Raw genomic sequence first — 1859 nt, forward strand, 5'->3', positions numbered from 1 at the left:
TGTCCAATGGCTGTGGTGCCTCGCTCGGCCTAGAAGCCGGGTTCTCGCAGATTGCTGCGGCTCTGGGCTCACGATGTGGCGCTCTGTTCCGCGTGCGCCGCGCCGATATGCGTATCCTGGTGGGATGCGGTGCGGGGGGCGCTATTGGCGCGGCGTTCGATGCTCCCCTGGCAGGGGCCTTCTATGCCTTTGAGCTGGTGATCGGGACGTATTCCCTCGTCAATCTGGCCCCTGTCGCGATCGCCAGTATCAGCGCTGTCGGTGTTGTCCGCCTGCTTGGCGGGGTAACGGCGACGGTTACCATGCTGCCGCATGCTGCTCTGGGCATGCGTGACAGCCTGCCGGTCATGCTCCTTGGCGTCACATGCGGTCTTGCCGGCATTGCCGTCATGTATGGCGTGACATTTGCCGAGAATTTCTTCAGACGCCTCTCCCTGCCGGGCTGGGTCAGGCCCGGTCTTGGCGGATTGATGGTGGGTGGCCTCGCCCTTTACTCGCCATCCATCCTGTCTGCGGGCCACGCAGCAGTCCGTAAGGTGCTGGTCGAAGGGTTGCCAGTCTCGACACTCGTCATTTTGCTGGTGTTCAAGGCTGTTGCCTCGTCCATCTCGATCGGGAGCGGTTTTCGCGGCGGCCTGTTCTTCGCTTCGCTTTTTCTCGGCGTGTTGTCAGGGTCGATTTTCGGGCATGGGCTGACGGCGCTCTTCCCGGCGGCCTTGTCGGTCACAACCTGCGCCATTCTTGGCATGAGTGCCACGGCGGTGGCGATCATCGGTGTGCCGATGACCATGGCCTGCCTTATCCTTGAGATGACGGCGGATCTCTCTCTGGCAAGCGGTGTTCTGCTGGCCAGTGTGATGTCCCTGCTCACGGTGCGGCGTCTGTTTGGCTACTCATTTGCCACATGGCGCTTTCATCAGCGCGGCGAATCGATTCGCTCTGCCATCGATATCAGCTGGCTGCGTGAACTGACCGTGGGGCGGATGATGCGCCATGAGATGACATGTTTCACTCCCGACACCCTGCTTGGTCAGGCGCGGCAATGCTGTCCTCTTGGTGCAACGCCGCAGATCGTGTTGGTTGATGCATCCGGAACATATCGTGGGATCGTGCTTCTCTCCGAGGTCCATGCGCCCGATCACCCCGATGACAGGATGCTTGGCGATCTGGCCCTGCATCAGAATATGACGCTGCTGCCGGAGATGACCTGCCGGGAAGCAGCCGCATTTTTCGAGCAGGCCGAGGCCGATGCCCTTGTTGTGATCGCCGATCGTCTCTCGCGTCGTGTCGTGGGGCTGCTGAGCGAGAAATATGTGCTGCGTCGTTACGCAGAGGCACTGGACAGAACGAGACGTGAGCTGACAGGCGAGGTGAGGGGCCAGTAACGCAGTCATGACAGGGCCAAGAAATCATTGTCCTGCAGTTACGAGGCGTTGACACGACACGTCGACATGGGTAGCAGACGCGCACCAAGGACTCCCCGCACAGGGGAGAAAAGCGAGGTATGGAATCGTGGGCGCACAGGACGACCTGAACGTTTCCTCGCAGGCGGAGCAAGGCGCCGACAGCTTCAACAAGAGGCTGGCCGATGCAGAACTCCGGATGCGCGGCAAAAGCGGAAAGTCGGACTCGGTTTCCACAGGGGATGAAAGCAATGCCGATTATTCGGCATTCGGGCTGGCAATGCGGATCGGGACCGAAATGGTCGCGGCGCTGGTTGTCGGTGTGGTTGTGGGATACGGGCTTGATCGCCTGTGTGGCACCAGACCGCTCTTCCTGATCCTGTTCTCGCTCATCGGCGGTGCAGCAGGAATGCTGAATGTCTGGCGTGCGGTGAAAAACGCCAACGTCTGACGGGG

2 protein-coding genes are annotated in these 1859 nt (G+C 60.8%); both read left to right on the plus strand.

The window, feature by feature from the left end; all coding sequences use genetic code 11:
• Positions 1-1385, plus strand: a 1385-nt coding sequence (locus P792_RS24065) for a chloride channel protein (RefSeq protein ID WP_023977838.1), incomplete at its 5' end; no start/stop codon positions are given.
• Positions 1386-1512: 127 nt separating this feature from the next.
• A complete protein-coding gene (locus P792_RS24070; RefSeq protein ID WP_023977839.1) occupies positions 1513-1854 on the plus strand; it encodes an AtpZ/AtpI family protein in 342 nt (113 codons plus the stop codon).
• The last annotated feature ends 5 nt before the right edge of the window (positions 1855-1859 follow it).

The organism is Asaia sp. SF2.1, from assembly GCF_000505765.1.
GTDB classification, from domain to species: Bacteria; Pseudomonadota; Alphaproteobacteria; order Acetobacterales; family Acetobacteraceae; genus Asaia; species Asaia bogorensis.